This is a genomic window from Niallia nealsonii, assembly GCF_002835805.1.
GTDB classification, from domain to species: Bacteria; Bacillota; Bacilli; order Bacillales; family Cytobacillaceae; genus Niallia; species Niallia nealsonii.
Window position 1 is genome coordinate 1 of sequence record NZ_PISE01000070.1, and the last position, 9495, is coordinate 9495.

A 9495-nucleotide genomic window follows, 5' to 3' on the forward strand; every position below is an offset into this window, starting at 1 on the left:
TTATCAATATACCATAACTTCTTTTGTTAAGTCAACAACTTTTTTAAGAAGTTTTTTCTATTAAATCGTTGTTGATAAGTTATGTTTATATTTTTTTCGTTGCTGTCAGAAGCAACTTTTATATAATAACAAGGATATATATATCCGTCAATATTTTTTTCGCATTTTCTTTATTCATCTATCTATTAAACACAGATTCACTCATTTCAAGCCAACCACTTGTAAAACAAACCCTTTTTATAACCTTTAATACAAATTAAAAACAAGAGAAGCTTCTATGCCACTTTAGCATAGAAGCTTCTCTTATTTATTACTGCATATATATTATTACTCACTCTTCAAAGACCGATTCCCCGTCTGCATTTCCACTCATTCAATTATTTATAATAGTTCTAGTAGATTTGAGTGATTAAATAAATAACATTTTTATCTATACTTTTAAAAGTACTTTTTCAGCACCCCTATTGCAAATTTGAATAAAAGTCCCCAAAAAGAGCACAAATATGATACTTCCCATTCCCACTGGCCCACCTAAAAGATAAGCAGCTAACAATCCTATTCCTTCAAGGATTGTTCTTGATACATTTATCTTTAATCCAAATCTCTTAACAAGAGCCATCATCATTCCATCATATGGCATAGCAGGAAACCTAGAAATCAGATAAACACCAATTCCTACTCCAATCAACATTACTCCTGTCAAAAAAAACAGCCATTTGGAAAGCAACGATAAATCAGCAAGGTAAACATTTTTCAATAAAATCCCTAAACAAAAATCGAGAATAAATCCCCATAAAACAATGGTAATAACAGATTCAAAAGCAGGTCGGTTTTTTAATAATAAACTATTCATCAACAAAAAAACCATTTGTCCGATAATCACACATATTCCAATAGAGAGCCCTATTTTTTCAGAAGCTCCCATATAAAAGGCGTCCCACGGTCCTGCACCAATATTAGATTTGAGTACTAGACCTACCCCCATGCACGCAATAAACATTCCCACTATATAAAAGATACTTTTTTTTATCATTTCAAATTACCCATAGGATTAATAATCCTTCTTTCTACAGTTTAACAGAGCCTAATTAAGCGCAGGGTTGTTTAAAAATGCCAAACCAAACTTTTAATTTTTTTCCAATATAGAAATAGTTTTCTCTCATCCTCTCCCTCTACAACTCCTGCTTGTTTGCCCTTTTTTGCTGCCTAAAGAGTCTATTGCTCTCATCACATAACCAACTTCTTATATCTAAGTTTGTTCTAGCAGCTTATAGCCCTATATTAATTTGAAACCGTTTTATCTTACAGTTGATTATTTTCCGCTACGCAACGGAAACATACAATTTTACATTTTGATATAGTAAAAGTATATATTCAAAAAAAAAGACGATTGCTTCTGCAACTGTCTTTCTGTATTACTATTAACTTAAAATCTGAATAATTTCTTTTGCCGATTCACTTTTCACTATTTTTTTAACAGCAGATTTATCCTCTAGTATAGCAATCAACTTTTCATACATTCCATCTAAATCTCCTTTTGGTCCCTTTCTAATATTCAATAAACAAATGAATTGAGCCATATGATGCTGATCCCACTCAATCGGGCGCTTTAATGTACATACTGTCCAAAATGTATTGTCAGTAGTGGGTGTTAATGGATGAGGGATTGCTACAAGATTGCCAAAGCTAGTAGGTGCCAATGTTTCTCTTTCCAATACCAATTTTATATAATCCTTTGAAACAATTCCCTGTTTATATAGTTCATTACACATAAACTGAATGACACTTTCCTTATCTTCAAAGTCTTTATGAATAAATACTCTTGATTCATCCAAGTAAATGGACTCTTCACCTTTTTTTGTCAAAAACAAATTATCCCTAATGTGTTTTATATCTTCTTCTCCTAAAAAAGTATTTACCACCTGAACAGGTATACCGATATATTCCTTGATTGGTATTGTACTAATAATAAAATCAACAGAAGATAAATCATACTCTTTTAATTGATAATAATTAGTTGAAGCAATAATCTCTAATTCATCTTTAAATAGATTTTGCAGACGATAGAATAGTAATTTAGCACTACCAACTCCTGATGCACATACAACAATTACTCGTTTTATCTTTTTTTGCCTTGTTTTCATCCGCTCTAAAGCAACGCCTATATGTAAAGCAATATAGGCAATTTCATGCTCCCCGACCTCCAAAGATAGATATTCCTCTATACATTTACTGGCTATAACAGCTCCCTCAAATGCACTAGGGTATTTCATCTTAATTTCTTTTAATAAAGGATTTCTAATATTCATTTTATATCGCAATCTATTCATTGCTGGGCGGATGTGCAGAGTTATTGCTTGAATAAATTCAATATCATCTTGAAAATCCCAATTTAATTCTGCTTGCAATCTTTCTAACATACATTGGATAATGCTTCCTAAATCATCAAACTCACTAAATTCTGTTAAAGTATCTTTCTGCAATAATTTTGTTCCCAACAAATGGACAATAATATAATCGATTTCTGACTCTGGAAAAATAAATCCCGAAAATTTTTCTACTTCTCTGACAATTTCATTTGCAACAATTTTTTCAAATGGATATTTTCTAGTCAAATCATGCTCGAGATTTTCAATAACAAAGCCTTCTTCGATTCTTTTGCACGCAATTGTTATATGAGTGGCTAAATTGTCAAGCGAAATATCCGAAATTTCAATTTTATAATAATTCACTTTTTTTATAATAATTTCTTTTACCTTTTCAAATAATTCTCTATTTAAAATTTGAAAAGAGTTATTATCAATGTTCAAATCACTATTGCGACTTAAGATGTAATTTGAACAGCATAGCCTTTTCATATACTCATCGCCTTCAACTCTTGTTCCATAGTAAGGTCGTGTTACTAATTTTAGTTCATATGTTTCTAATATTTCACGTACTATTTTCAAATCACTTTGGATTGTTGGCTTTGATACAAACATCTCATCTTCGAAATTTTCTACCTTTATTGATTCTTTTCCCAATAATAATCTCTTCAATATATACGTAATTCGATTACTCTGTTCAGAAAAATTAGTTTGTTCCCCATGAGTTGCTGCTTCTGCCAATGAATTTAATTCTTTTTCAAATAACTGATAATCTGTAATTTCTAATTTGTAACCTTTTCCTCGAATTGATTCAATTGATACACCTAATACTTGGCATTCCGACTGAAGCCCTTTTATCTCTGTTCGAACTGTTCTATCACTAACTCCTATTCCTTTGCCAATCCATTCAGCTGTGACAGGCTCATTGCTTTTTATTAGTGATAATAAAATTTCTTTTTGTCTTTTTGTAAACATTTTCTGCCTCCTTTCTTTCACTTTCCTATCTATGTCTATTCTACAATTTATAGCACAAATCGACAGTTTCAGGACAGTCCTAGTCCCATATATCTGAACAAGAAAGATTTTTTATATGAAGAAAACAACAATTACATACAAAATAACATTATATAAATAACACCTATTTCAGTTATACAGTCAATTATGTCTATTTTAAACTAGATTAATTAATTACAGCTGAAAAAACTACCATATCATAATATATTCTCGATAATTAGCTAGCCATTTTTTGAAAAATTGTCATATTTTCCTTAAAAAGTAGTTTTATATAATTTGAATTCTTCAATAAAAGCATGTGCATCTGGTTTTTAAGTACATTTAATGATAAAAAACTACACCTCCAATTGTTTAGTATATCTAACAATTAAGGTGCAGTTTATCCTATTCATTATTCGCTTATCACTTATTTATCAAACCTTTTGTACATCTCAATCATTTCTTTGACTAGCTCTGAAATCGTCTCTGTACTTAAGAGCTGGTCTTCTGCGTGCATAAAGATCAGGGAAAACTCTACCTTTTCTCCATTTGCTTCTTTTTGGATTAAGGATGCGTGAATTTTGTGTCCTTCAACGAAAAAGTGTTTTGACTCATTTAATTTTTCTTCTGCTAGTTCAAAATCTCCTTCTTTAGCAGCGTACAGAGCCTCCATCACCAAACTTTTTGCTGTACCAACATTACTGATGATGGAAAATGCAATCATATTTATATCCGTTATTTCCTCAATCATGAATTCCACTCCTTTATTACCATTATCTTGAATTCAATAACTTTATAATTAATAAAATATCCATGAATTTGTATTGTTTAAAATCCCCTTATACTTATGCTGATTTCTGTTCTTGCTCTTTTTCTAATTTGTACGCCATGCGATCTGCTGATTTAAAGAACGGGTAGTAGATTGCCATGGAAATAACGATTTGCACTACATTTAATAAAGCACCTTTCCAGCCACTTACAAGAAAACCGGCGATAATTGGCGGAGTAGTCCATGGAATATTCGTTCCATTTGTATAGGGAACCAAACCAGACGACATGGAGAAATAGGCAATCACACACATAATAATCGGTGTAAGAACAAATGGAATTAACATAATTGGGTTTAATACAATCGGAAGTCCAAAAATGATCGGCTCATTGATGCCAAAGAATCCAGGTGCAATAGCTAATTTTCCAAGTGCTTTATATTGACTTGACTTTGCTGCAAAAAGAAGCAAAATTGCCAAACCAAATGTGCTACCAAAACCGCCAATTTTCATGAAATTGGAATAAAATTGATAGTTAATGATGTGCGGCAACGTATCACCTGCTGCAAATGCTGCTGCGTTGTCCGCTGTTAAAGCTAACCAAATGGGCTGCATAATGCCGCCTACTACGTTGGAACCGTGAATACCAAAGAACCATAATATCCCTTCAAAAACAGTAACAATCAACATGGCTGGCAATGTGCTGCCTAAGCTTGTTAATGGTATTTGCAAGTAATGGAAAATGAAGTCCTGTACAGTTGCAAATGATGTAAGGGAAAATCCGATACGAATAAAATTAAAAACGATAATGACAATTAATCCTGGAATTAATGCAGAGAACGAACGAGAAACATTTTCCGGAACAGAATCCGGCATTTTAATTTTCCAGCCTTTTTTATCCACAAAACGAACGATTTCCACACTTAGAACTGCTGTAAGCATCCCTAAAAATAAGCCGCTTGCACTTAAATTATTTAATGGGATACCAAAGCCGCCATCCTTAAATTCAAGCGTTGGTGTCAGTAACAAAAATGCAACCACTGCAGATGTAATAGATGCGATGCTATCTAGCTTATACGTTTTAGCAAGGCTTCTTGCCATGGCGATTACCACATAAATGGTCATGATATTCATCGTAACATCATACGGAACAGTAAAATATGTGGACCAATTCTTCCCTAAGATGGATGCCATGAATTCTGCATATCCGTTAATTGGAAGATTTGCCAGCAGTAAAAAGACTGATCCAATGATAAGAAGGGACATTACCCCAAAGAATCCATCTTTAATGGCGGTAATATATCGATTGCTATCCAGCTTAAATGCAATAGGAGCCATTTTACTCTCTAATGCCTCAATAAATTTTTGCATAACCTAACCCTCTCTTCGCCCTATTTTTTGGAGGAAGGATGTATCCCTTCCTCTTTTTATGGAATATTAGCCTTCAATTAAATGTAGTGCTTGTTCTAATACTTTTTCTCCGTTCATCATTCCATAATATTGCATATTGATCGCATCAATTGGGATATTTTTGTCCGCTAATTTAGGCGCAAATTGTTTTAGCATAAATTTTACTTGCGGCCCAAGTAGCACTACATTCACCTCTTTACTTGCTAATGTATCATCAAATTCTGAGGCAGAAATGGCAAAAATATCTGCCTCCATATTTTTCGCTTCCGCTGCTTTTTTCATTTTGGAAACCATTAAACTTGTACTCATTCCTGCTGCACATACTAGCATAATTGTTTTCATCTTTATTTCCTCCCGACACTTTTTAATGAATAACTTTATATCCTTACTTTACAATGAAAGCGTTTTACATTAAAGAAACTCTTTTTCCGTTAATCAACGGAAACGTTTAGTAGTAAAGTTTACAAAAAAAACGTTTTTTTACAGTGCGCTGCAGTTTTGAACAAAGTTAAATAACCTGACTCCGAATAAGCATCATCGTCAGGCTGTTTAGATAGTTCAATAAGAAAGCAACAACTCCTAATTATTAAGTTTATATATTTCACGAGCCATTGATTCTAAGATATACAGAACTGGTATTTGAGTAGTAATGTTGGCACTGTCGAAAAATTCCTCAGTTACATAATAAGGAATATTTAGCTCAGAGATTTTGGCAATAGTCGAATGTTTATTATTTGTAATGCTAATAATCTTACTTCCTTCTTGTTTCAGTTGATTAAGATGAGTAACTGTAAAATTATTTTCCCCTGAAACCGATAAAGCAATTGTTGCACTATTATCACGGAAACTAGAATGAATGGGAAAAAGAGGATCTTTAATATACAATGAAAATTTGCCTATACTTGAAAAATATCTTGCTCCATATTCAGCAAGAATGCCTGAGCTTCCTATCCCAATGAAAATTATGCTATCTGCTTTATTAACTAGACTTGCAGCCTGTCTTATCTTTTCTTCCATGTCCCCTTTTAACGCCCTTTCAAAAAACTCCATTATGGAATGCTGGGAACTTTTTAAAACAGTCTTTTTATCTTCTTCTAAATACATCTTAAGCTTTACCTTAAATTCCGAAAAACCCTCACAATTTATTTTTCTGCAAAAACGTAAAATTGTAGCTGTTGATACATGGGTTTCATCGGCCAACTCACGAATTCTCATGTAAGCAACTTTATCTCCATGTTGACAAATATAGTTGTATAAAGAAGTTTCTAACTCATTAAATGAAGCAATTATATCGTGTGTAAACATTTATTATTGGCTTCTCCTTTTATAAATAATCTTCTCTTTTTATAACTGTTAAAAATTTCTATAGTCTAATTTTAACACACCTTGCAGATGAAATACACTCCGTTACATTTATGTAACAAATAACTTCTTTCGTTATTAAAAACTAGATCACCATTACTTATTTACCAACTCACTAAATGCAGATACAATTCATACATAAGCTCTTTTAGCTTTCTTAATCTAGAAGCAAAAGCTAAAAGAGGCCATTCATGTAAAATCTTTGCGATTAAATTATTGTAACCGCAACCAACTTATTGGTTGTCAAATTAAGCGGAGGTGCATTGCACATGACACAAGGAATTAAAATTGTAACCATTGGCGGAGGATCTAGCTATACTCCTGAATTAGTAGAAGGATTTATAAAAAGATATAATGAATTACCGATTAGAGAGTTATGGCTTGTAGATATTGAAGCTGGAAAAGAAAAATTACAAATTGTCGGCGATCTTGCAAAAAGAATGATTGAAAAAGCAGGTCTTCCAATTGAAGTTCATTTAACACTAGATAGAAGAAGCGCTTTAAAGGATGCTGACTTTGTTACTACTCAATTTCGTGTAGGATTATTAGATGCTCGTGCTAAAGATGAAAGAATTCCATTAAGCCATGGCGTATTAGGACAAGAAACAAATGGACCAGGTGGACTTTTTAAAGGTTTAAGAACTATTCCAGTTATTTTGGATATTGTCAAAGACATTAAAGAGCTTTGTCCAGATGCTTGGTTAATCAACTTTACAAATCCTGCTGGCATGGTGACAGAAGCAGTTCTCCGCTACAGTGACCATAAAAAAATTGTTGGTTTATGCAATGTGCCAATCGGTATAGAGATGGGAATTGCTAAATTATTAGACGTAGATCATTCTCGCATTCGAATTGATTTCGCTGGTCTAAATCATATGGTATACGGCTTGGATGTTTATGTAGATGGAATTAGCGTAAAAGATAAGGTAATTGAGCTTTTATCCAATCCAGAAAACAGCAGCTTTGTTAAAAACGTAGAAGGACAAGGATGGGAGCCAGAATTTATTCGATCGTTAAATGCTCTAACTTGCCCATATCACCTGTACTACTATAAAACAGATGAAATGCTGAAAAAAGAGTTGAAGAATTATAATGAGGGAACAACAAGAGCCGAAGTAGTTAAAAAGTTAGAAGACGAACTATTCGAGCTGTACAAAGATCCTAATCTAGCAATCAAGCCGCCTCAATTAGAGCAACGCGGTGGAGCATACTATAGTGATGCAGCAGTACGTTTAATTTCTTCTATCTATAACGATAAACGTGACATTCAGCCAGTTAACACAATCAACAATGGTGCGATTGCAAGCATTCCATATGATTCTGCTGTTGAAGTAAGCTGTGTCATCACAAAAGAAGGCCCTAAACCAATCATTAATGGAGATCTTCCAGTTGCAGTTCGCGGGCTAGTACAACAAATCAAATCATTTGAGCGAGTAAGTGCTGAAGCAGCTGTTACAGGCAATTATGATACTGCTTTGCTTGCTATGACCATTAACCCGCTTGTACCTTCTGACAAAGTTGGTAAAGAAATCTTGGATGAAATGCTAGAAGCACATAAAGAGCATTTGCCAAATTTCTTCTCAAAAGTGGAAGCATAAAATAATTAATTGTTCTAGTGTTTATAACACTAGAACAATTTTCATTTTAAGTAACCACTATTTTATTTATATTAGTTTTTTCTGATAAGTAGACACCAGTACTCCACAAGGGTTGACTAAAGAAACAAATTTTATCATTATAGTATCTAAGGATTTCATTCAAAAAAACTCATTCACTTATGTTACAATTCACCATAACTTATATAAAGCTTACTCCTTCTTTCGTTTAGCTAACTACCCCATTTGCTTTTATCTGATTACATAAGCAACTCTGTTTTTGTCCATGGTATTACCATTTAAGTCACTACATTATATTTTGCAGCAAGTTAAAATTTGCTGATAAAAACTCTACTAATCTGTTTTTAAGTCTGTGATAGAGGTCTTTACAGATTCCTTAGTAGAAGAATTTTTTGTTGCTAATGGAAGATTAAAGAAGAATCTCTGCTTTGTTATTAATGATCCCAAGCCTTTGCATCTTAGTCATTATCAGTATCTTTATAGATAAGAACTTTTTTAGTAATAAAGCATTTGCACTACTAGAGAAATATCATTCTTGTTATTGAGCATAATACAAGAAGAATACGTATAGCAAATTTCGTAATAGGTATGGAGATTAATAACAGGACAGCAATTAAGGTGACCAAAAAATGAAATAAGTAAAAACAGTCCATACCCTCTACTTATTAGATAAGCCTTCTACTGAGCTACTCCCTATTGTTAGGAAAAAACTCTTACATCTTTCAAATAGACTAGTTTTAGAAAAACCTATTATTGTGATTAGACATATTGCGGATAGTATTCAAGAATCTAATTAGAGGATTGATATCGGAGCATTTGGTGTAAAAGAGAGATTCAAAGATAGTTAGGGATTCTTTCCTTATAAAGATAGTTTTTATTAAACAGAAAATGAAGTGATTATTCTAATTTTATTTATTGAATTAAAAAAGAACTAAAGCATTTTGCTTTAGTTCTTTTAGTTTGCCTGGCGACGTCCTACTC

At 32.8% G+C, this 9495-nt stretch carries 7 protein-coding genes; 1 reads left to right on the plus strand and 6 read right to left on the minus strand.

Going from position 1 to position 9495, the window contains the following annotated elements; genetic code table 11:
* Nucleotides 1–430: 430 nt before the first annotated feature.
* The 6 genes from CWS01_RS21550 to CWS01_RS21575 form a co-directional block, all read right to left on the minus strand.
* The gene (locus tag CWS01_RS21550; RefSeq protein WP_101179558.1) at nt 431–1033 is read right to left on the minus strand and encodes a YczE/YyaS/YitT family protein; all 603 of its coding nucleotides are present in this window, start codon (nt 1031–1033) and stop codon (nt 431–433) included.
* Nucleotides 1034–1421: 388 nt separating this feature from the next.
* Complete coding sequence (locus CWS01_RS21555) at nt 1422–3341, minus strand: BglG family transcription antiterminator (RefSeq protein WP_101179560.1); 1920 nt, start codon at nt 3339–3341, stop codon at nt 1422–1424.
* Between the two features lie 445 nt (nt 3342–3786).
* A complete protein-coding gene (locus CWS01_RS21560; RefSeq protein ID WP_101179562.1) occupies nt 3787–4110 on the minus strand; it encodes a PTS lactose/cellobiose transporter subunit IIA in 324 nt (107 codons plus the stop codon).
* Nucleotides 4111–4204: 94 nt separating this feature from the next.
* On the minus strand, nt 4205–5497 hold the full coding sequence (locus tag CWS01_RS21565; RefSeq protein ID WP_101179564.1) for a PTS sugar transporter subunit IIC: 1293 nt from the start codon (nt 5495–5497) through the stop codon (nt 4205–4207).
* Nucleotides 5498–5563: 66 nt separating this feature from the next.
* The gene (locus CWS01_RS21570; RefSeq protein ID WP_328588940.1) at nt 5564–5878 is read right to left on the minus strand and encodes a PTS sugar transporter subunit IIB; all 315 of its coding nucleotides are present in this window, start codon (nt 5876–5878) and stop codon (nt 5564–5566) included.
* A gap of 237 nt (nt 5879–6115) precedes the next feature.
* Nucleotides 6116–6841 (minus strand): MurR/RpiR family transcriptional regulator, encoded by a 726-nt coding sequence (locus CWS01_RS21575; protein ID WP_101179568.1) that lies wholly within the window; start codon nt 6839–6841, stop codon nt 6116–6118.
* A 326-nt stretch (nt 6842–7167) separates the two neighbouring features.
* Between CWS01_RS21575 and CWS01_RS21580 the strand changes: the two genes are divergently transcribed.
* The gene (locus CWS01_RS21580; RefSeq protein ID WP_101179570.1) at nt 7168–8496 is read left to right on the plus strand and encodes a 6-phospho-beta-glucosidase; all 1329 of its coding nucleotides are present in this window, start codon (nt 7168–7170) and stop codon (nt 8494–8496) included.
* Nucleotides 8497–9495 lie beyond the last annotated feature (999 nt).

Excerpts from the sequence above, each read along its gene's own strand:
- CWS01_RS21580 (WP_101179570.1), top strand. The coding sequence starts at position 7,168 with ATGACACAAGGAATTAAAATTGTAACCATTGGCGGAGGATCTAGCTAT.
- CWS01_RS21550 (WP_101179558.1), bottom strand. The coding sequence starts at position 1,033 with ATGATAAAAAAAAGTATCTTTTATATAGTGGGAATGTTTATTGCGTGC.
- CWS01_RS21565 (WP_101179564.1), bottom strand. The coding sequence starts at position 5,497 with ATGCAAAAATTTATTGAGGCATTAGAGAGTAAAATGGCTCCTATTGCA.
- CWS01_RS21555 (WP_101179560.1), bottom strand. The coding sequence starts at position 3,341 with ATGTTTACAAAAAGACAAAAAGAAATTTTATTATCACTAATAAAAAGC.
- CWS01_RS21560 (WP_101179562.1), bottom strand. The coding sequence starts at position 4,110 with ATGATTGAGGAAATAACGGATATAAATATGATTGCATTTTCCATCATC.
- CWS01_RS21575 (WP_101179568.1), bottom strand. The coding sequence starts at position 6,841 with ATGTTTACACACGATATAATTGCTTCATTTAATGAGTTAGAAACTTCT.
- CWS01_RS21570 (WP_328588940.1), bottom strand. The coding sequence starts at position 5,878 with ATGAAAACAATTATGCTAGTATGTGCAGCAGGAATGAGTACAAGTTTA.